The 19,614-nt window shown below is 59.1% G+C and carries 17 protein-coding genes and 1 pseudogene; 12 read left to right on the top strand and 6 right to left on the bottom strand.

Going from position 1 to position 19,614, the window contains the following annotated elements:
- Window positions 1-8 precede the first annotated feature (8 nt).
- Both ACE103_RS34690 and ACE103_RS34685 read right to left on the bottom strand, forming a co-directional pair.
- A complete protein-coding gene (locus ACE103_RS34690; protein ID WP_375776686.1) occupies window positions 9-989 on the bottom strand; it encodes a DUF4424 domain-containing protein in 981 nt (326 codons plus the stop codon).
- An 89-nt stretch (window positions 990-1,078) separates the two neighbouring features.
- Window positions 1,079-1,360 (bottom strand): hypothetical protein, encoded by a 282-nt coding sequence (locus ACE103_RS34685; protein WP_375776685.1) that lies wholly within the window; start codon window positions 1,358-1,360, stop codon window positions 1,079-1,081.
- A gap of 155 nt (window positions 1,361-1,515) precedes the next feature.
- On the opposite strand from ACE103_RS34685, the gene ACE103_RS34680 reads away from it, so the two are divergent.
- The 3 genes from ACE103_RS34680 (at window position 1,516) to ACE103_RS34670 (ending at window position 5,821) form a co-directional block, all read left to right on the top strand.
- The gene (locus tag ACE103_RS34680) at window positions 1,516-3,237 is read left to right on the top strand and encodes a hypothetical protein (RefSeq protein WP_375776684.1); all 1,722 of its coding nucleotides are present in this window, start codon (window positions 1,516-1,518) and stop codon (window positions 3,235-3,237) included.
- Window positions 3,238-3,377: 140 nt separating this feature from the next.
- Window positions 3,378-5,156 carry a caspase domain-containing protein gene (locus ACE103_RS34675; RefSeq protein WP_375781247.1) on the top strand — a complete coding sequence of 593 codons (1,779 nt, stop codon included), beginning with the start codon at window positions 3,378-3,380 and terminating at the stop codon, window positions 5,154-5,156.
- A 20-nt stretch (window positions 5,157-5,176) separates the two neighbouring features.
- On the top strand, window positions 5,177-5,821 hold the full coding sequence (locus tag ACE103_RS34670) for a DUF4384 domain-containing protein (protein ID WP_375776683.1): 645 nt from the start codon (window positions 5,177-5,179) through the stop codon (window positions 5,819-5,821).
- Between the two features lie 209 nt (window positions 5,822-6,030).
- On the opposite strand, the gene ACE103_RS34665 is transcribed toward ACE103_RS34670, so the two are convergent.
- A complete protein-coding gene (locus ACE103_RS34665; protein ID WP_375776682.1) occupies window positions 6,031-7,875 on the bottom strand; it encodes a caspase domain-containing protein in 1,845 nt (614 codons plus the stop codon).
- Between the two features lie 503 nt (window positions 7,876-8,378).
- On the opposite strand from ACE103_RS34665, the gene ACE103_RS34660 reads away from it, so the two are divergent.
- The 3 genes and pseudogenes from ACE103_RS34660 to ACE103_RS34650 all read left to right on the top strand — a co-directional run bounded on the left by ACE103_RS34660 (window position 8,379) and on the right by ACE103_RS34650 (window position 9,259).
- Complete coding sequence (locus tag ACE103_RS34660; protein WP_375776681.1) at window positions 8,379-8,627, top strand: DUF1194 domain-containing protein; 249 nt, start codon at window positions 8,379-8,381, stop codon at window positions 8,625-8,627.
- Window positions 8,615-8,731 (top strand): annotated as a pseudogene (locus ACE103_RS34655) (ribonuclease Z); the annotation flags it as partial. The gene ACE103_RS34660 and the pseudogene ACE103_RS34655, both read left to right, overlap by 13 nt.
- A 9-nt stretch (window positions 8,732-8,740) precedes the next feature.
- Complete coding sequence (locus tag ACE103_RS34650) at window positions 8,741-9,259, top strand: metallophosphoesterase family protein (RefSeq protein ID WP_375776680.1); 519 nt, start codon at window positions 8,741-8,743, stop codon at window positions 9,257-9,259.
- Window positions 9,260-9,373: 114 nt separating this feature from the next.
- Here the strand turns inward: ACE103_RS34650 and dinB are convergent, their stop codons facing one another.
- On the bottom strand, window positions 9,374-10,477 hold the full coding sequence (dinB, locus tag ACE103_RS34645) for a DNA polymerase IV (protein WP_375781246.1): 1,104 nt from the start codon (window positions 10,475-10,477) through the stop codon (window positions 9,374-9,376).
- A gap of 193 nt (window positions 10,478-10,670) precedes the next feature.
- On the opposite strand from dinB, the gene ACE103_RS34640 reads away from it, so the two are divergent.
- From ACE103_RS34640 to ACE103_RS34615, 6 genes are all read left to right on the top strand, one after another.
- On the top strand, window positions 10,671-10,883 hold the full coding sequence (locus tag ACE103_RS34640; RefSeq protein WP_375776679.1) for a hypothetical protein: 213 nt from the start codon (window positions 10,671-10,673) through the stop codon (window positions 10,881-10,883).
- A gap of 753 nt (window positions 10,884-11,636) precedes the next feature.
- A complete protein-coding gene (locus tag ACE103_RS34635; protein WP_223968847.1) occupies window positions 11,637-11,810 on the top strand; it encodes a hypothetical protein in 174 nt (57 codons plus the stop codon).
- A gap of 1,046 nt (window positions 11,811-12,856) precedes the next feature.
- Window positions 12,857-13,273, top strand: coding sequence for a hypothetical protein (locus tag ACE103_RS34630; protein WP_375776678.1), 417 nt, complete (start codon window positions 12,857-12,859; stop codon window positions 13,271-13,273).
- 92 nt (window positions 13,274-13,365) lie between these two features.
- Window positions 13,366-13,650, top strand: a complete 285-nt coding sequence (locus ACE103_RS34625) for a PilZ domain-containing protein (protein WP_375776677.1) — start codon at window positions 13,366-13,368, stop codon at window positions 13,648-13,650.
- A 1,294-nt stretch (window positions 13,651-14,944) separates the two neighbouring features.
- Window positions 14,945-15,514: a peptidase S14 gene (locus tag ACE103_RS34620; protein ID WP_375776676.1), complete on the top strand. Its 570-nt coding sequence runs from the start codon at window positions 14,945-14,947 to the stop codon at window positions 15,512-15,514.
- A gap of 75 nt (window positions 15,515-15,589) precedes the next feature.
- Window positions 15,590-15,955, top strand: a complete 366-nt coding sequence (locus ACE103_RS34615) for a GrlR family regulatory protein (protein WP_375776675.1) — start codon at window positions 15,590-15,592, stop codon at window positions 15,953-15,955.
- Between the two features lie 1,458 nt (window positions 15,956-17,413).
- Here the strand turns inward: ACE103_RS34615 and ACE103_RS34610 are convergent.
- Together ACE103_RS34610 and ACE103_RS34605 are read right to left on the bottom strand one after the other, a co-directional pair.
- Window positions 17,414-17,701 carry a DUF5658 family protein gene (locus ACE103_RS34610; RefSeq protein WP_375776674.1) on the bottom strand — a complete coding sequence of 96 codons (288 nt, stop codon included), beginning with the start codon at window positions 17,699-17,701 and terminating at the stop codon, window positions 17,414-17,416.
- Window positions 17,702-17,801: 100 nt separating this feature from the next.
- Window positions 17,802-18,299, bottom strand: coding sequence for a hypothetical protein (locus tag ACE103_RS34605; protein ID WP_375776673.1), 498 nt, complete (start codon window positions 18,297-18,299; stop codon window positions 17,802-17,804).
- Between the last annotated feature and the right edge of the window lie 1,315 nt (window positions 18,300-19,614).

Genomic DNA, 19,614 nt, shown 5'->3' with positions numbered 1-19,614 from the left:
GCCGTTCTTCAGAACTTGCCGATCATCAGGATCTTCAGGTCGGCATCCGGCTTGAAGTCGCTCGCCGAAAATTGACGCGAGTTGTTGGCAGATGACGGCTTGAGCCGCCCGGGGCAGAAACTAACCAGATTGTCGTCGCTTCCCGGATCGATCGTCAATGTGAAGGATCGGATTGGACCCGCCCAATTCGCCCCCGTCTTGAGCACGTAGGAAATACGCCGCTCCTGCAGCTTTGAGGTATTGGCCTGGCCGTTACCGGTGCGCTTGTCCAATTCGGCAAGGAACGCATCCGTAACGCAATAATCTCTCCTGTATCGCTGGACTTCAGGAGCTAGCGCCGGGCTGCTACGCAGGCCCGAGCGCAGGACCGTGTCAGGGCTGGAACCGACGCTCGGGCGATATTGGTGTTCGACGATGACGGTGCGCGCCGCCGGAAACACCTGCTCGCGAACGGCCGAAGTCTTGGTTATCCAGCCAGCCATGTATTGCTGGCGACCGTTGTCGCTCATGCCGGCAGGCATCAGCAGGCCGTCATCGATCAGCTTGGTTCGAGTTGCCGCCGGCAGGTCGGCGATCCGGATATCCCGATAACCGAGCGGCAGCAGAGGCAGCATAAATTGTCGGAGGAGGGCGGTGACATCCTTATTGCCGACCATGGCGCGCTGGTCGATGGTCAGCGGCACCGCGTTGCCGTCGATCCTGGTCTCGAAATCCACGAAGTTGACCGGATCGTTCGATGGAAAAGCGATGTTCTCGGCGTCGGACAAATCGATGTCGGGCAGCGGAAAGGCGACAGTGAGTGCAACCGGCTTGCTCGCCTGGTTGACGAATTGGTAGCGAACGCTGACCCTGCGCAGCCCGATGCGAAGCTCCTCGCTCGCCATGGCCACATCCTTGGTGCGAACGAATTGCAGCCCGCCGATGGACAATTCGGCCGCGGAATCGTTCGCTCGCGCGGGCCAGCTGGTTGCGGCCAACAAGGCGATCATCAAGGCTCGCGACCTCAACGACCGCCCGCTTAACGCTCCATTTGCCATGCCGGCCTCCATGCGGCGCCGCAGCGGCTGCCCGGGTGGGGTCAATCGATCGCCTGGTAAAGGTCTCCCCATTCCGGCTTCCAGACGCCATCCTGGTCGCAAACCACGATCGCTAGCTTCATGTCATTGGCGAGCCGGACTGCGCCGCGAAAGGCGTCCTGGGCCGGCATTTGGGCGCTGATTTGGTCGCTGCTCAGGCGTCCCCCGCTTGCAGCGGCCGACAACACGATTGACCCTGAGGCACCTCCATCGTCGCGCCTTAAAACCAGAGTAATCGCGTCGGGCTGGACTTCGCTGACTTGCTCAAATCTGTTTCTGGCCATGATTTTGCACTGCAGGCTGAATGATTAGAACTATCACCGTCCAGTGAGAGAGTTGAACGGGATTGGGGTTGCTCGCCACTAATTGATGCTGCACTCGCGCAGTCTTGGATTAGTCGGACTGACGCTGCATTCGGTTCGGTTACATTGAGGCGGATATGCTTCGTCGATCTAGCTGGATCTGGCTCTCTATCGTCGGCGCGATCATCGTCGCTAGCGGGGCAAGGGCCGACGATGCCGTCGTGCGAAGCTTTGCCGGCGGTTCGGCTGCATCCATGGTCGGGATCGTCCCGGCCGGCCAAGACGTCGAACTCGCGGGCCCGCAAGCGCTCAGCGCGGACGGACAGGGAAACCTGTTTGTGCTTGATCAGATCAACGGCCGCATTCTGCAGTTCGACCCTAAGCAGCCGAACGCGGCTCCTGACACCCTAAAGATGCCAAGGGATGTCCAGCCCACCGACCTCGTCGTTCGCAATGACGACATCATGGTTTGGGACGGCGGCGTGAGGATGCTGAAGGCAGCACCAGGACAGTCCACCCGCGGGCTGGGCGGGGACGTGATTCAGCTGGAGGAGGTCTCATCTCGCGGAACGGACGACCAGGTCGCCATTTCGGCTTTCGCACAGATGGGCTCGCAGGCGTTGAGCAGCCCGACCGACTTGCTCGATCAGAATACGCGTGCGGCTATCGTGAGGACGACGCGGCAGCCCGACCGGCAGTATATCGCCTCGCGCAGCAAGGGATCGGTGATCGCCGATATCATTCCCGACAAAGGGAATAACAGCGTTCGGGTGGAAATCCAGACCATGGTCTCCAACGAGACCATAGGTCAGCTTGGCCTGCGTGTCCGCAACCAACTCGGCACCGTGGAGTTTCTTGAGATCGATAACAGTGACCGCTTCTACGTGCTCGCCGAGGACATTCCTCCATCGGGCAAGAATGCCTCCACATTCGTGGCGCGATATGCCGCGAACGGACGCCTTGAGGGTATCTACGAGTTGCCACTCGAGAACACGCCCGTGACCCGGCGGTTCGTCACCATCTCGGGCGACGGCGATGTCTATTTTCTGCGCACCAAGCCGGAAGGTGTCGAGGTGGTTGGTGTCGGCTTCCGGCCGCTGGTGAAAGTGTCCGTCATTGACGTCAGGCCGTCGCGCACGGCGGCCGCGCCGGCGGCGCAGCCGGATTTCAAGTTCAATGCAACCGTCGCCGTGCGACCGTCCAATCGCCAGCAGGCGATCGAGACGGCCTTCGCCTTTGAGGGCATTCAGTGGAAGCTGACCCCGGCGAACTACGGCAGCGATCCCGACAGCCAGTGCTCCGGTTTCAGCCGGGTTCGCCGGCCATGGTATCTGCAGGGCAAGGTAAATCAGGAAGTGCGGGGCGTGCCCTATTGCTGGGGTTGCCATGGTTCGCTCGCGAATTTCCGGCAGCGGATCGAAAGCGGGACGCTTGCGGGCAATGTCTGCACCCGCAACGAGCCGCGGCCGGACGTGGCGGGCGTCGACTGCTCGGCGTTCGTCAGCGCCACATGGGGACTTTCCGTCCACTACACGACCGCCGCCATCCCCGCGATCGCCGCACCCGTGACCAACCCCTGGGACCTCAAGCCTGGCGACGCCCTGAACAAGCCGGGTTCCCACGTGATGTTGTTCCTGCGGTTCACGCCGGATCGCAAGGCGGAGGTCATGGAATCCTCGACGGGTGGCTGCAACGGCAGGGTCTGCCGCAACGTCTATCCGCTCGCAAGCCTGCTCGCGCGCGGTTACGTTCCGGTCCGTTTTCGCGCGTTCGCAGATGATCAGACCGCTGTTTCCGCAAACGCCTATCAGGAGACTGAGGCGCCGACGGGCCGCAAGACGGCGAACAAGCGGCGCTGAACCTGTGGTCGCCCTAAGGCTACAGATGAACATGGATCAACGCCTGTGTGCTGATTTCTGAAGGTCCGGACGGCATCCTGCCGCTCTGCCACGCCGATGCGGTTCCAGGGCGGACCTGCTTGATATCGAGGTGGTTCACGATGCGAAGGCTCAGGGGCTTTGATCAAAGGGCCGGTTGGCTGTGTGCAGCCATCCTGCTCGCAGCGTTGATCGGCCTGCCACTCCAGCGCGCACACGCGGCGGGTGAGCTGTCGATAAGCAATCCCGACGGTGCGGCTCTTCGGGCGCTCGTTATCGGCATCGACGACTACCAGCATGTACGCAAATTAAAGGGCGCGGTCGCCGACGCCAATGACATCGTGTCCAGCCTGAGGACCATGGGCGTCAGCGATGTGGTTGAACTGACCAATGCACAGGCGGATCGGGCAAGCGTGCTGCGTGAGATCAGCTCACTCGTAGAGCGGACAAAGAGCAACGATCTCGTCTTCCTGTCTATCGCAGGTCACGGCACGCAGGAGCCGGAGCGCGTCAAGGGCTCCGAACCGGACGGAATGGAGAACGTGTTCCTGCTGCCCGAATTCGCGACCACTCCGGCCGGATCGGCCGAGCGCATTCTGGGAAGCGAATTCAACCATTTCATCCGGCAGTTCGAATTGCGTGGCGCGAAAGTGATCTTCGTCGCGGATACCTGCCACGGCGGTGGAATGGTGCGGGACATCGATCCGCGTGCGGCAGAGATGAGCTTTCGACAGGTGCCACGCTACACGCTCCTGGTTGATGAATTGAAGCCGGTGTCGAGCAGCGACGACCCGAAGTCCGAACTCGATCTCGACCACACTGCATTCATTGCCGCTGTCGATCGAAACACCAAGGCTCCGGAAGTGCGGATCCCCGGGATCGATGGCCTGCGCGGCGCACTGAGTTATGCCGTCGCGCGGGCAGTGGAGGGCAATGCGGACATCAATCATGATGGCAAAGTGACGCTGAAGGAGCTTTTCAGCAATGTTCGGCAGGTGGTCTATCAACTGTCCGACCAACGCCAGAACATCGTGACGGTATCGTCGCCGACACAGAGGCCGGAAACCGACGTCGCCTTCGAATTGACGCGCGGCGTGGTGCTGATCCAGGGGGCGGCCGCGAGAGCTGCCTCCGGTCAGGCTGCTACCGTCACGCCCGTCGACAAACAAACCTCCGCGCCGCCGGCCGTTACGGCCACGTCACAAACCGCTCCAACCGGCGTCGCCGCGGCCAGTCCGGCCGCGCCGAGCGCCGCGCTGCCGCCCTTCCGCCTTACCACGCCGATCCGTTTGGCGGCGCTTGACGGCAAGATGAACTATTTCGCCAGCGTCAAGCCGCAGGATGCCAGTGTGCAGGCCGTTCAACCGACCGATAATCCCGACTTGATCTGGGACCCCGTGTCGCATGACGTCATCGCGTGGGGCGATGTAGTCGCCTATGGTGTTGACGTTGCCGGCTTGACGACGGTAGTCAACCGAACTGCAGCCATTCGGGAGCTTAAGCGCATGGCGACGCAGTCGCCGCAAGTGATGCGCATTTGGCCGGATGATCGTCAGCAGCGCAGCGGACAAACCGTCGAGGTCGAATTGTCCGACGTCGGTTCACGAGCGGTGCTGCTGTTCAACGTGTCCGGCGACGGAACTATCCAAATGCTGTATCCGGTGGGTTCTGACGCCGCACTGGCGCGATCGGCAAATCTGCGGCTGCCTCTCCGGGTGGGCGAGCCGTTCGGTGCCGAGCAGATTGTTGCTGTGACTTCGCTGCAGCGAATGGTCGATCTGGAGACGGTCCTGATGCAGCTCAACCGCCGTCGTGCCTCGGGGCAGATGATCAAGAGTCTGGAGCGCTATCTGCCGGCGGACGCGCGGATCGCGTCTATCGGCTTTTTCAGCGTTCCCTGACAATACTGTGACTGCAGGTCATGTCGTCAGCGAAGCTGGTTTTCCAGAAGCAATCATGGCTCGCGCTGGTACTCTCGCTGGCGGGAAGCGGCATAGCGGGCGCCGCGCCGCTGCCATCGATATTTCCATCTTCCGCGAGAGATACTCAATTGCTCTGGCATGTACAGGCCCTCCGGGGCCCGGCAAACGCGGCCAGCGTTTTGCTTGAAATCCTACCGGGTCCAACCGTTAACATTGGCGGCAAGGTGTCGTTCGGCGTAACCGCAAAAAGGTCTGGCTATCTGATGCTGGTGGATGTTGATGCGGAAGGCCGGATGTCACAGATCTTTCCGACCGCCGAGCTATTGGCACAGTCGGTCGAACGCGACATGAATCTTGTGAGACCTGGTGTCCAATTCATTGTTCCGACTCGTGCGGCACAGCAACTTGGATTTGAGTATGTCGTCGCGCCGCCCGCCGGGTCCGCTGTGATCGTTGCGATCCTGAGCGAGCGACGCGTGGAATTGCTTGATTTGCCAGATGTTCAGCGCAAGCTTCAGGGGCCGGCCGATACGCTGAGCTATCTGTCGGATTGGACCAGTCAGCTGCGTGTGCCGGACAGCGGCAGCGGAAAACTGGTAACGAACAATTGGTCGTTCGACATCAAATCATACTCTATCAAGTAGCTAAACGGTTGAGACGATACGGCTTACTCGGACGATTGAGTAAACCGTCCCACGCAATCATGTGATGAACATTCTTGTGGCCGAGCTGGTGTTCGGCTCCTTGCCGTGCGGGGCCCTGCGGTTTGGTTCCGTTGCCGCCAGCATTCTCAATTGCGGAGGAGACGGCGGCCCGTACAGGGTCTCGAGAGAGCGCCGCCGTGCACGTTGTCCTAGTTGCAGACCTCGACATTACCGGTACCGCCGCCGGGACCTCCGCCGCCACGGTAATCGAGGTGACACCCATGACGGACGGGGCGGCATAGATAAGCATCACACACGATCTGGCCGCTGCCACCAGCGGGCCTGGCAGTCGCTTGCTTTCGCTTGGGGAAATCGGCTTGCGGCTCCGAGATATCGCGTACCGGACGATCCGCGCGCGACGGGCGCTCGTCCATGTTGCGCTTCGCCAGCGGCTTCTTTCCGCGGCGCTTCTCGCATTCGTTATCGTCGTTCAGAAACGAGCCTTCGGCACAAGTGACCTTGCGGCACTGATCGCCGTCCGCTTTGTATCCGTGCTCGCAGATCAACGGGCAAACCCGGGCCGGTTTCAGCTTGATTGCATCGAGCGCATCGAGGCTTGCGAGTTTGACGTCAAATTTGGTCCCGGCGTGCCGGTTGAACAAGCTCAGGGAGCGACGCGATGCGGCGTTCCATTCACCGTCGATGGAGCCCGTGAAACACCCAACCCGGCTCAATTCGCTCTGGACCGATTTGGCAAGATCCTCCTGCGGCGGCGCCGTGTTCAAGGCGGAAACCTTCGTGCCCTCGCTATTCGGGGATAGGACAGCGGGTGCAGGATTGTCCGGCTTGGCACCGTCGGGGACGGCTCCATTAGCGGAAAGCATGGCAACCGTTGACGATTGGGATGCAGTCCGATTCCGTTCAGCCTCAGCAGCTTGTTCCTGCGCTGCCAGCTTTGTTCTTTCTGCCGCGATACGGGCATCCTCCGCGGCCTTGAAATCTGCGGCTGCCTTGTCCTGCACGGCCGGCTGAGCACCTTGGGATGCAAGCCGAGCTTTCTGCTGCTCCGCTTCCTGCGATTTCCGGGTCGCGGCAATGCGCGCGTCCTCCGCGTCGATCTGGTTGAGCTGAAGCTTGGCCAGGTTTGCGTAGTAGCCATCTGGATGCTGGGCGAGGAACGCGCTCATAGCGGCCTTGTTGCCGAGTTGCAGAGCCAATTCGTAGTCGCGACGAATTTCCGACGAGGCGCTGACCGGCGGCGGCACCTGCTCCTCTGCTTTTGGTACGAGCGCTACGTCGTCGCCCCCAAGCGAGCCGTAAACGTAAGGTTCCTGTCGGTTGCCTGTCGCTTGCAAGACATCATCCCGGACGAAGCCGAAAGCCCTGCGCAAGTCCAGTCCAGGCTTTGCGATATATTTAACTAGCGCCGTCGCGTAAGGACTGTTCTTGCTGTTGCCATCGAGTGCGGTCAGTCCGGCTTTGGCCGCAAATGCGATCAGCGTATTGGATACCGCGGGTTCCACTCGGGCGAGCCCGCGGCTGATCGCGCGCGAAGCGACGGTTCGTTTCATCGTGTCGGCGAATGGATTGTTGCGACAAGCGTCAACGATCACGACGCGCAGCTGCTTCGCGGGCTCGATTGCTAGTAGGACGCGATCGAGCGAGAAGGCCTCGTCATAGATATCAGTGTCGCGTTCAAGTCTGGCATCCGTCGGAATAAGATAATTCGTCCCGTCGATCTCGATTCCGTGACCTGCATAATAGACGATGGCGATGTCTGCATCGCGAGCTTGATCGGCGAAATCCCTCAGTGCCCGCCGCATGTCGCTCGAGGTCAGGTCGATACGAGATTCCACCAAATCGAACCCGGCGTTCTTCAGTGTCGCGGCGATAGCGGTGGCATCATTGGCAGGATTCGGAAGTAAGGGCGCATTTTGATAGCTCGAATTTCCGACTACCAGAGCCACCCGCTTCGTTGCCCACGCAGGGTGCGAAACCAGAAGAAGCGAAGCGGCAAGGAAAACAAAAGCTCTGAAGTGCGTGTACAAGCTCATGGCCACCGTCCAGAATCGCCCGAACCAGTTCAATCGAAGTTGGCCCCCGGACAAATTCGGCCGCGTTAAGCTCCGCGGGCGTCGGAAGGCCAACCTCAGCACAGGTACCAATCTTAGGTTCGATCCATTCCTAGTATGGTCGTTCAGGGAGGCAAGCACGTTCAACCGCACACGGAAGAGTGTAAAGCCACGGACGGCTCACCCGATGTGATCTCGAAATAAGATATTGAAATAGCTATAGTTTATGTCGTTTCTTCATGTGGGGCTGTGCTGGCGTCTGATCCGGGTCACCAGTGAAGCTCCATCCTCTTGGTAGCGAAACCAAAATGTCATCACATCAGCAATAGACAGCGGAGCGGATCAACGTCGGTCTCGTCATATTCATACATGCGCTCTCGTCCGGCCGACGTCTCTCGTACGCTGAGCGCGCAATTCTCGGCGCATCGAATAGACAAGCGCGACGCACATTTCTTGGAGATTGGGTTTCCTTACGGCGGATTTGAATGGTTCCGCCATCCGTGTCACATTGGCCCGTGTTGGCGATGCGCTGGGCGATGTCAATCGGAGCTATCCTCATCGTCGGAGCTATTTCGGCGGGCGCGGCCGGACCGAGAAATCTCGGCTCTCAACAAAGCAATGGCGGCGGAACTTCCGTGTCGGTGGATCTCGAGCTTGTTATTGCTGTTGACGTTTCTTGCTCGATGGACATGGACGAACTGGCCGTCCAGCGCGAAGGAAGCAACTCGTCCTGACACACATCTCCGGACGCTATCCGGATGAAGAGATCCTGGCGGAGGCATCGCGGACCTTTCCAAATAGCCGCGTTGCGACGGATTTCACAACCATTACCATCTAGGCGATCCCTTTGAACAACATCGACTCCCCCGCTGCGAAAACCGCGATCGCGGCGACCACCAGAGCGTTCAGGGTCGGCATCATCTCGGATACGCACGGCCTATTGCGGCCGGAAGCGGCGCGTGCGCTGGCTGGCGTCGACCACATCATCCATGGCGGTGACATTGGTCAGGCCGGCATCATCACGGCGCTGCGTCGGATCGCGCCGGTCACTGCGATCAGGGGGAACGTCGACAACGGCGATTGGGCCGGCGGATACCCTGACACCGAGCTCATAGAGCTTGCGGGCCGGACGATCTTCGTATTGCACGATCTCAAGACGCTGCCAATCAACCCCGTTGAGCGCGGCATAGACATCATCATCTCCGGCCATTCTCATGTGCCGAAAGTCGATACGGTCAACAATGTGCTCTACGTCAATCCCGGCAGCGCCGGGCCAGGGCGCTTCAAGTTGCCGATCACGCTTGCGACGCTCGATGTTACGTCTGACAATCTGCGACCGGTCATCCATGAACTCGTGGCCCGTTGAACTGTGCGGCGCAGGGATATGCAGGGCGAAGGTCCGATGCTCGGCCTGTCCCACGCCGTGATGGTTCGGCATTCAGCGTGACCACGAGGAAATCGACCGCATTCATCGATCGCGTCAAATTGGCAGGTCCAGTTGGGGTCCCACCTGATCTTGGTCATGGAGCGCGGAGAGCGAGACGCCCAGTAAGCGGACGGGCTTCGGGAAGGGCATTTCGTGCTGCAGCAGGCCGATGGCCAGACGCTCGAGGTCAGCGCGGCTCGATACCGGGGCTGATACGGATCGGCTGCGCGTAATGATCTCGAAATCAAAGAACTTGACCTTTAGCGTCACTGTGCGTCCCCGGACGCCGGTGCTTTCGCAATGCCGCCAGATCTTGTCGATGAGCGGCTGTAGCTCCGCCGCCAGGGCATCGAACGCGGTCAGATCGACCGAGAATGTGTTCTCGGCGCCTGTCGACTTCCGGACCCGGTTCGCCTGCACCGGGCGATCGTCGACGCCGCGCGAGATCCAGTAATAATAGGTGCCCGATTTGCCGAAGTTCGCGTTCAAAAATTCGAGTGTTTGATTGCGGATGTCGAGCCCTGTGAAGATGCCGAGCGCGTTGAACTTGGCTGTCGTCGCCGGGCCGATGCCGTGGAATTTGCCGACCGAAAGCTCCTCCACGAAGGCAGGGCCGACCTTGGGCGAGATGACAAACTGGCCGTCGGGTTTGCGTTGGTCGGAGGCGAGCTTCGCCAGGAATTTATTGTACGAGATTCCGGCGGAGGCTGTGAGACCGGTTTCGGCAAGGATCCTGGCCCTGATCGCGGTCGCGATCTCGGTTGCGAGTGGGATATTCTGAATGTTCTCGGTAACGTCGAGATAGGCCTCATCCAACGACAGCGGCTCGATGATTTCCGTGTGCTCGGCGAAAATATCCCGGATCTGCCGGCTGACGACCTTGTAGACCTCGAACCGCGGCTTCACGAAAATCAGGTCCGGACACTGACGCTTCGCGGCGATCGACGGCATCGCCGAGCGAACCCCGAACTTTCGGGCCTCGTAACTCGCTGCGGCCACGACGCCGCGTTCCGCGGAGCCGCCTACGGCCAACGGCTTGCCGCGCAGGTCGGGATTGTCCCGTTGCTCCACCGACGCGTAGAATGCGTCCATATCGATATGGATGATCTTGCGCTGGCGGGCCTCGCCGCTGTTCCGCGCCCAGTCCGACGAGCTCATTCGGGAACAATACCCTAAGCTGACCCGCGCGGGAATGACGGGGAGAGCGGGGAAAACTGCCGCTCCCAACTGGCTAGCCAATCGTCGTCGGGCTCATGCTGGCGGACCTGTTGTCGGACCTGGCGGTGTCACCACGGGCAGCGAGCGCCTGGTGCTTTGCCGGTATGTTTGTTTTTTCGTATTGGGCATTTTCATGAAGAAGTTTGACGAGCGCACGACCGCTAACCTCAACGTTGCGCTGGAAAGCGCCTGCCGCGACCTCCCGAACGGCGGTGGCCACGAGGCCAGGAAGTTCATTGCGCGGAAGCTGCTGCGCGCAGTCCAGCAAGGGAAGAAGACGCTTGGAGCTCTCGAGCGTGTCGCCCGCCAGGCACTGCGGGGACTTCTGGAAGGCCGTCCGGCATAATCGGCCAATCAGGATCTGCTGCTTCTCAATCGAAGTTGCTCGCAACTACCGGGCATCCGCACAAAGGCGAGGATTCCATGTATGACGTTTATCTGAGCAAGAGCAACGAGCTTCTGGTTGTTGCTCGAGGCGGATCTATCCCGTTGGCGATCTCCGGGCGATGGCGCAAACGGAAGCGTCTCGTGCGGTCCGTCAGCCGCAGCATTCGCGACGACGTGCGGCGGTATGGTTACCACCACCGCAACCTGGCGAAGAGATCGGTCGCGTCAGCGGAGGCAGAATTGCAGTAGGGCGATTCGATTGCGCCCTGGCGCCGCTATCCGCAATCGGCGTAGCATTTCGAACTAGCGCCGAACGTCATGCTCTGACCTCACCGAATTGCAGCCATAGCAACGAAATACGTGGACGGCTTCATACTTGCCAACGGACGGTAGCTCGGCCAACAAGGCCATGTGGCGACCGCAAACCTCACATTTGCATGCGAGCGCTTCTGTCTCTTGCCTGGACATCGTTGGCATAGCGAAGTCCCCCAAACGCTATTCGCCGAGCCATCCATGATGTGCCTGAAATGCATTTTTGTTGTATCCGTGCGAGTACGGAGCTGGCCAATTTCATGCACGTTGTGTGCTTGCGACCTGATAGTCCGTTTGGGTCATACAGTTCGTGCCATAAGATCATGTTCCAAATAGACTATGCTTGCGCGCAGCCGCAGCGCTCTGGAATGTTGACGGTCAGCGTCGCATACTCATCGGCATGACGATCAAGACGCCTTATTTTCAGCCTGAAAAGGCGAAGGATGGTCGCTGGTTTGTGGCGGTCAAGACTGGCAATGGCCCGGATTCTCACATCGGAGACTTCGATACGAAAGCCGATGCGGAGCGTTGGATCGCCACCAAGGCGAAATACTGGCCAGGCAGAGAGAGTTGAGGTGCGGGCTCAACGTCGGTGTATCTGAAGCCTCTTGGCTTCCAGGCCTTGGGCGAACGGAAGCGGCCTTAACTCAAATGGGTCAGATGAAAACGAATGGCCGCGTTGCGGCGCGAAACTGGGGCAGCCTCATTTACGTTTCTGGTTGGTCGGCTATCGCTTCTGTTTTGAGGCAGGGCAATTGGAAGTGGCCGGCAGGGGCCGTCCGTTTTTCCAAGTTACGGACGGCCCCAACTGCGGGCTCGGAATCGGCCTAAGGCAAATATCCGGGAGCGAACCCCGAACGACAGGAACAGTCAGCGTTCACGGCACGTTGGCGCTCCTGCGAGATGTCCGTTGGTGCGTGTGATGACGGACAATGGCCAGCGCTTTGACCGGCCGCGAGGAAGCGTACATGACAGATGGAAACCCCATTGCACATACTGCTACGCCTGAACAACGAATAGATCAGGCCTCGGAAGCGATCCGTCGAATGGCTGAAGACGCCGCGTTCGAACCTCTACCGCAGCAGGACCGGTGGCTCCGCCATATGACTGAAGCGACGAGAGCGGCTCCGCTTCAATCACTCGCTCTCGCATTCCTGCTAGGAGTATGTTTGGCTCGTCGATAGCATGGACATCGGTTCTCCAACGCGAGCATTACGCCGCGCCAAAAAAAGCTCTCTGGGTGAGCGATGCGGGCGAGAAGCAAAGCTGTCCGAGATGCTGGGTGGCGACCGGCGACGGGAATGTGCAAATGAACGAGGTGCGGACATTTGGTGCAGCCTCGCGCATCACGAAGCTCTCTTGGAAATGTGTCTCGTAGATAGCAAAAACTGTCCCACCTCTACGCCGGCGGTGCAATGAGGCGTGGTCGCCTCTGCGGCAGGACCACCCTGTCCGCGTACCTCTCGAAGCGGTCGTCCCGGATTTATACGTACACGCCGAAATCCAGGTAACGGCAGTCATCATCGGCTTTCATCGCGAAGCTTTCGCGCACCGGGTTCTTGACTGGCGATTAACGAATCTCCGTCATACTGCACGGCCAGCCAGACCGGAGACGTGGAAGTGTCCTTCCAACTGACCGTCTTGAAAGTGCTGGCCGGCCAGTCCGCCGGGCGAGCCTCCGTTGCCGACCTGCGGCAGGCTGTTGCAATCCTGATGAATAGCGGCAAGGACTGGACCGATCGCATGAAGCGGTTGGCCGAGCATGCGCCGGACCTGAACATATTCTTGGCCAAGTTCGTTGTGCGCGATGACGCGGGTTGGGAGATCACGGAGGAGGGGCGGCTATTCCTCGCTGCGCTCGAAACCGCCGTCGCCGTTCGAAGGTCGCCGCTTCGGTCAGTGGACGATCCGCCAACGACCGAAGCCGCCGTGCCGGGAGCGACGGATGCGCCGAAACTGTCTGACCCTCCTCGAAACCGTCGTCAACGAACGCGGCGTCGTCGCGGCAAAGGCCGATCAAATCGGCAGACGGCGTGAAGCCGCGTCGCCAGCTTTAGCCCAGCACTATGATCGTTAGCAGAAACGCAATCCTTCTCGCGCAGCATCGGTCTAATTTGCATTAGTTATTGATGGACTCGGAGATGATAGGTCGTCCTGACAGACGAAAGTCTGTGCGTAATCCATCGTTGGACAATGCGTTGATCAGGGTTGGTGACCTGTCACTGTCTTGTGTCGTTGGCAACATCACAGAGAACGGCGCGGCGCTGAAGGTGGATGATCCGCCGTCGCCCCTTCCTGACCAATTCACGCTTATCGTTCCGCCTAGCAAGACCTACGCGTGCAACGTCGTTTGGCGAAAAGGCCCATGGGTTGGCGTTGCATTCGCTACCGAGCCGACTATCACGACGCGGTGAATTCCGGGGAAAGTACGACAGCAATGTAACCTACGTCACAGTCAGCCCGACAGTTTGACTGGCAGTATCCCGCGGTGATTTTGGCGGGACGCTATGGACGACGAGTTTTGCAAGGAAAGAGCGCGGACTGTTCGTGCGCTAGCTGAACAGGCCGATCCTCTCATCAAGCTGCGGCTGTTGCAGCTGGCGGCCCACTACGAACGACGCGTCGAACGAGATCGCGCTGATCTTCCGGCGGCGGGGTCGCCGATACAGCGATCGTGACTGCCTGCCAAGCGTTGCGGTGGGATTTCAGCGATCGTCAACTGCAGTTGAGACAGCGGCGACCAACGTATCGCCCCGCCATCCTTCATGCCCTCGTACCAACCCACAACCATTTCTCTGAGATGGTGCCGCGATCGATGCAAGTCCAGTAGGTTCCGGGCTACAGTTGGTCCGGCCACAGACGCAACATTTCTCGTGCAATTCGAGGTTGCGCAGGGGGTGTCTTCAGCGACTAGCCTTTGTCATAATTTCCTACTTTGCCCTCAGCCGCGCCGGCGGCCGAACAGGACGCCGAAGAGGAATGCAACGCTAAGCGCTTGCAAAGGAGCCTCGCGCGCCCAATGCGCCAGTCGGTCGAGCGGTCGACCCGGCTGCCGCCCGCTTTCGATCGCGTTGGCTAAGGTCCGAGTGGTATCCCTGACGGTATTCGTCACGGCCTGAACGGCCTCTGTGGCCTTATTGATCGTGCTTGGGCCACCAGTGTCTTGCACCGGCTCGTTTGTCATCGTTTGCTCTTTCGATAAAGTGCAGAAGATCGACTTTCTTCACGGATATTCGTTCCAATCATGCATTGTCTGCCTGGTACGGAGCCTGTCGCGGCAGTCTTTCTCCGAAGGTCTCATGATGGGGCGCATAACCGAAGGAACGCCTGAAGTTCCTCTCGGTTTAAGAGGCAGGAGAGGTCCAATGAACAGACGGATTGACGAAGCAGTGGCGGCGCGCACGGCCTTGGCTGGGTGTGCGAGAACCATCCGCATCTCGCGTGGACGGGTGACCCAACGGCTGCCAGCGCGGCGCCGCAATGCGCTGCGATTGCAACCGATCGGATGATATCGACGCAGGGATTGAAAAGTCGGACGTAAGCGGAGTATTTGACGGATAGTTGTGGCGATCCATCGCAGATCGCCTATCGAATATTGCAATCAGTCGCCTGGCGCGATCGGGCGCTGTATGGCGACCCCGAAGGCTAATCCCGTCCGGCACGGCATCTGCATGTGGTCAGAGGCCAAAGCCGTGATGGGGTTGTTAGATGGAACTCGCAATGCTTCCGACCACTGCCTTTAAGTCGCCGGCGATCAGCCTTTCTGGCGTCGTTGACTATAACATGTACACCGCTTTTCGAACGCAGTTCGACAACGCGGCCGATAAAGACCTTGTTGTCATCGAACTGTCGACCTTAGGTGGGGATCCAGAGGTCGCCCGAATGATGGGGGAGGACGTGCGGTTCGCGAGCGAGACGGAGCCGCAACGGCGCTTTGTCTTCCTTGGTAAGGCTATGATTTATTCGGCTGGCGTTACATTCATGAGCTTCTTCGCGCGGCCGAACCGATACCTCGCGCGCGGCACGCGTCTGATGATTCACGAACGCAAGCTTTCGAAGAGCTTGGTGATCGATGGCCCTTTAACGACGTGCATCGCAGTTGTAAGAGCAACGCTCAACGAAATCGAATGCTCGATCGCTATGCAGAACGAGGGCTTTCAGAATCTCATCCTGGGATCGAACGTGACGATCGACGAGGTCATGCAGAAGGCGCCGTCAAACTGGTATTTGGAGGCGCAGGAGGCGATGACGTTGGGTTTGATCGAGACAGTTCTGTAATCCGCTCGATGCGACGATAGAAGTCATCGCCCCTGTAGTCAGACGACGTTATTTTGGTCGCGGGGAGGACGCCGGATGTCGGATGTCAGGAATGGCTTGTATTCGATCCGGATCATCATGCAGTTCGGATCGAACGCGCATGCTAGCGGCGTCATAGTTCTACTCGACGGCCGCATCATGGGCGGCGATAGCAATTTCTATTACTCTGGGACATACACGTTCAAAAACGGAAAATGGCGCGGCGAACTGACAACGGTCCAGCACACCGATGCGATCGGTGTCAATTTTCTGTTCGGTGGCCGCGAAGTCACCTGCGGCTTTACAGGAACCTACGGCGATGGTTCGGCCACACTCGACGGAACGGCGCTTGTAGGAAAGGCGAGCGTACCATTTCGTGCAATGCTCGATCTCAAAGCTGCGCTCGGCCCAGTTGCGTCATGACGATACCGAGACGTCTTCCTTCGTGTCGCCGCGGGCGAGGATCTGGACGGCGTCATTCGACAGCGGCCGCTGCAACGCCTTCGCTACATCCCAAGGGGCGCGCACCCAAACGTCACGCTCCTCCCCGGTGGCAGGGATTACCGGCATTGCTTTCGGGTCCTTCGGCTTTCGAACGGATCCTCCACGCTCTTCTCCGCCTTCTGGCGACCAAGGCATTTTTGACCGGCTGAGCGAGGCTATCCCGGGTGCGCTGGCGGGGCGACCAGTAACAGGCCCCAGCAGTTCTGTTAGCGTTATGCGAATTGTGCAAATGGGTTTGATCAAAATGAGCTAAACGGCAGCGCCGTAACCCGCGCCGGTGCGCTGTATGAGAAGTATGTGACCGTGTGCGTGGGGCAATGGTAGTAGCGCGCCGCAGCAATCGCGGTTCCTTGTGGATGAAGTTCGGGAAAGCCGTAACGTTGTGCGCGGAGGCTGTGCCGCCACAGCTTCCTAGCCCCGGTAGCCCCAGCTCACCCCCTGAGCTGGGGCCCATCGGGTCACTCGTTCGAAAGGTCGATCGAGGTGGATGGCGTTGAGTACAGCCTCATAGGCTTGGCGATAGTGTTCTTCGTCGTCGGCGGGGGCGCTCTATTGCTCGGATGATCGACGCCACAGGCGTTGACTGCGGATGAAGGCGTGTTGCCCTCGGTAGTGCGGAAACCTTTAGAGAATTGACGCATCGTCTCGAGCTTGACCCCGATCAACTGGATGTCGCGATCGGAAAAGCCGTCTTCAAGACGCGATCATCGGGCTGGACGCGGATGTGCGGGATAGGTGCTTGACCCCCTTTGCACTCGCGCCGGCATTTCGAGGTGTTGCTCGATCGTTCCTGGTAAGCGCGGAAGGGCACGCGCGTTAAGGTCCAGCAGTCAAAGTCGAATTTTCAGACTGACCTTAGTTCCTCCATCGCGTCGCCGCTTTCTAGCCGCGCCGCGTTCGCCATGCCCAATTCTGTTCATAAGCCTTAGTAGTTACAAAACTGTCGTCTGTTCGGGGTCCGTTTCTGCTTTTGCTACGGACCAGTATCCAATATGACTATATCGCCTCGGCTCCGCGCAGACTGTCGGTCAGCATCTGCTTTAGTTGTTCGGCTTGTTCCTTGGTCAGCCTCTCGGCGAACGGGCCATTTTTCCTTGGCTGCGCTGGCCCCCTCAGCTCTCGATCATAAACCATCCAGTCGTCACTGCTTCCTCTCCGCACGAGGAACCTGTTTTGTTGAAGCGCTGTGTAATGCAACGATACCTCCCAAAATGGCGGCCCCGGTCTCAAAAACACACACCGAGTGACCGTTTATTCCCAAACCGGGACATTGAAATTCCCGGCAGCCAAACAACAGCACAATTCATGCCGAGCATCGGAGAGTTGACGCCGGCCTGATGAAAGGCTCGTGGGTGCGCCACGTCCCCTCAGCGGAAATCAGTTCGTGCCTGCGTTGATGAGGCGGTTGTTGATTACGGGGGTCGAGCAAAACGCTACTACCAGAGCAATGTTGAAAGCGTTCTTGCTGCGCCAAAGCAACGCCATGAGGAGGAGCGTAAAGCTCAATTTTGGGACTGACCACCAGACACCTAACCATGTCTGGGCCATCTGCATAAACGGATTGGCCTCGCTGAAGCCGAGTTCCAGAATCTTGTTAGTAGTCGCGAAATCGGCGCATCCGAGCAAAAGCACGGAGGGCAACAGCAACGCTTTAACCGAATTCATTTCATTCTCTCAACCGGGCCAACGCAGGCTGCAGCTATCGGCAGAATGGTAAGTTCCCTTGGACACAGCGGCCAATTCTCAACAGGGGGCGATACTCGCGTCATCCTCTTGGACCAGGCTTATCTCCCGCAGGGCCTAGTGGCTTTGGACCGGCCAAGGGTGCGGGGCTTATGGTTGGAAAATGGATTTGATCTGCATCGTTGGTCGATTTGTCCGGTCGCTTTTGGGAACGATTTTCCTTGTCCAGTGGTGGGCAGACCTTCTCCCAGCCGGGATTGTATGCCGTGTCCAGGAACTCGATCTGATCTGTCTCGAAGGTTTGAACGATTCGTTGCTTACTGCAGGCCGGGACGACCGCGATTCTTGCAACGCTGTCGAGAGAGCCCTTCACAAAATAGCGCATCGTTACGGGTGAGCCGCAGCGATTATCGACAGTCCACGTTTGCAACGAACCGTCCTTCGTTTTGATGGGGCCGGTGAGGCAGCTTTGTGCGTTCGCGTTCGCGGCGAGCACGTAAGGCACGAGCCAAATTGCGACTGCCACAGTAAGAGGATGGCGTGCTGGCTTAATCATCGCATTCAAATAGCTTGAGGACATCGGCGAGCCGGAGCTTCGTGCCCTTTGGCATGTGTTGCAGGAGGAGTGCCGGGTATCGGCCGCGATCTCGTCACGCTTGAGAGGGTCGCGCTCGGCATGGAAGGCCCATCCGCGGCAAACTCGCGGGCGAGGTCTGGCGGGATCTTGAGCGAGTTTTGGGTGACGGGCATGGTCAGAAATATAGGCACCCGGCATCGGTTTGGCGAACTCCGTTATACTGTGAATAGAAGCACCACGGCCGCCAGCCAGTCGGGTTGGGGTTGCCGGCACCTTGACCGACTTCTTGCGGAGGAAGCAGCCTGACGCGCTAGCTCCAAGGTCACAGGACTGTGTCGGCCCCGCAACGTCACGACAGTTCCTTTTGTGGATATACCTGTTCGGACTTCACGGGGCTGGAAATTCGTCGTTTAAGAACGTCGGACCTTCGGCGGCAATTTCTATTTCCAAGACGTTCATTTGAGATCGGGTCCAAGAGGCCGCTGTCGGCGGCCAGCGGCCTCTTCATTTTTTGATTTTCATTACAGGAGGAACACTCCAATGCCGATACAGGTGTGGGCGCTAGCCACTTCGATCGGCTGGACAGCCGTTGTGGGCACGATGCTGCTCTATATGATTTTCGGGCCGGGCTGATATAGCCGCCACAGAGATTCAGGGCGCAACGCTGCCCACAGACGAATTGGTGCTCGGCGATGGCGGTCCTAAAGCCACCCATATGGCATGCCGATCGCTCGCCCGGCGAACACAGCCTTCGTCTCGAGTTTTTCGCCTTCCATCTTCCGCGGTCTTCTTCAATGCGCCAATCGGCGCATCTCATGAAGGCGTGCGAGGCAAAAGCTGCGATAGAGGACGTTGATAAAAACCCACATGACCAAATCCACAATCGTTCAATAAGGGCAGGTTAGGACGGGATTGTTTCAGGCCGGCTTCGTGCTCCCTGCCAATTGATTTCGCATTCGGGCGGCGCGCTCCGTCTCCTGCTGCTGGCGGGCAAGCCGTCGTTCACGGGAGTATTGTCGAATCCAGCGACCGAGATCAGCGGACCGTCGAAGTTGTGCGTTTCGCAAAACCTGATCGAGATCCTGAAATTGAATACCTGTCTCTCGCTTCATTGCTTTACCCCAAAAATTGTCAGGTCAAAGGAACAACGCACAGGAACGGTGAGCGCGGATTGTTTCGCGCTCACTTCGATCGGTCAGGAACGATGTTTCGTTCACGCGGAGGTTATCGGGCGGCCCACTTAAACTAAGCCGCCGAGCTGGAAAAAGTCATGCATATGCTTCCGCGATCGGGTTGCCCCGTCCGGGAGGGTCTTGGC

This window comes from Bradyrhizobium sp. ma5, from assembly GCF_042258955.1.
Taxonomy (GTDB): domain Bacteria; phylum Pseudomonadota; class Alphaproteobacteria; order Rhizobiales; family Xanthobacteraceae; genus Bradyrhizobium.
Note: the sequence above shows the minus strand (reverse complement) of the source record. Positions and strands in the feature narration are given on the sequence as shown.

Bases quoted from the DNA above. Each gene is read 5' to 3' on its own strand.
- ACE103_RS34690 (WP_375776686.1), bottom strand. From the start codon at position 989: ATGATCGCCTTGTTGGCCGCAACCAGCTGGCCCGCGCGAGCGAACGAT.
- ACE103_RS34685 (WP_375776685.1), bottom strand. From the start codon at position 1,360: ATGGCCAGAAACAGATTTGAGCAAGTCAGCGAAGTCCAGCCCGACGCG.
- ACE103_RS34680 (WP_375776684.1), top strand. From the start codon at position 1,516: ATGCTTCGTCGATCTAGCTGGATCTGGCTCTCTATCGTCGGCGCGATC.
- ACE103_RS34675 (WP_375781247.1), top strand. From the start codon at position 3,378: ATGCGAAGGCTCAGGGGCTTTGATCAAAGGGCCGGTTGGCTGTGTGCA.
- ACE103_RS34670 (WP_375776683.1), top strand. From the start codon at position 5,177: ATGTCGTCAGCGAAGCTGGTTTTCCAGAAGCAATCATGGCTCGCGCTG.
- ACE103_RS34665 (WP_375776682.1), bottom strand. From the start codon at position 7,875: ATGAGCTTGTACACGCACTTCAGAGCTTTTGTTTTCCTTGCCGCTTCG.
- ACE103_RS34660 (WP_375776681.1), top strand. From the start codon at position 8,379: ATGGTTCCGCCATCCGTGTCACATTGGCCCGTGTTGGCGATGCGCTGG.
- dinB (WP_375781246.1), bottom strand. From the start codon at position 10,477: ATGAGCTCGTCGGACTGGGCGCGGAACAGCGGCGAGGCCCGCCAGCGC.
- ACE103_RS34640 (WP_375776679.1), top strand. From the start codon at position 10,671: ATGAAGAAGTTTGACGAGCGCACGACCGCTAACCTCAACGTTGCGCTG.
- ACE103_RS34635 (WP_223968847.1), top strand. From the start codon at position 11,637: ATGACGATCAAGACGCCTTATTTTCAGCCTGAAAAGGCGAAGGATGGT.
- ACE103_RS34625 (WP_375776677.1), top strand. From the start codon at position 13,366: ATGGACTCGGAGATGATAGGTCGTCCTGACAGACGAAAGTCTGTGCGT.
- ACE103_RS34620 (WP_375776676.1), top strand. From the start codon at position 14,945: ATGGAACTCGCAATGCTTCCGACCACTGCCTTTAAGTCGCCGGCGATC.
- ACE103_RS34615 (WP_375776675.1), top strand. From the start codon at position 15,590: ATGTCGGATGTCAGGAATGGCTTGTATTCGATCCGGATCATCATGCAG.
- ACE103_RS34610 (WP_375776674.1), bottom strand. From the start codon at position 17,701: ATGAATTCGGTTAAAGCGTTGCTGTTGCCCTCCGTGCTTTTGCTCGGA.
- ACE103_RS34605 (WP_375776673.1), bottom strand. From the start codon at position 18,299: ATGTCCTCAAGCTATTTGAATGCGATGATTAAGCCAGCACGCCATCCT.